The organism is Rhizobium ecuadorense (genome assembly GCF_001187535.1).
In the GTDB taxonomy this organism is placed as follows: domain Bacteria; phylum Pseudomonadota; class Alphaproteobacteria; order Rhizobiales; family Rhizobiaceae; genus Rhizobium; species Rhizobium ecuadorense.
Map to the genome: position 1 here is coordinate 1 of NZ_LFIO01001424.1, position 231 is coordinate 231.

General features: G+C 61.0%; 1 pseudogene. It reads left to right on the plus strand.

Annotated elements, in window-relative coordinates:
• Positions 1 to 231: pseudogene (locus tag AF337_RS29980) on the plus strand (hypothetical protein); the annotation flags it as partial.

The following is a 231-nucleotide window of genomic DNA, read 5'->3' on the forward strand; positions in this document are numbered from 1 at the left end:
GAGAGGGACGGTCCTGCGCCGTCCGGTTTCCGGCCGTGACAATATCAAGCGCCTGGTCGAGGCCGTCGGCACGCTCTATGCCTCGCAGACGCCGACCTTTTATGGGGCGATCGATCAGCGCCATTTCCTGCAATACAAGGCAACACTTCGCACCGGCCTCGATCTGGAAGCGGTAGGTGTTGGGAGTGAGCACGCAGAGAAGATGACTGATACGGGCGCATTGCGCGGTAG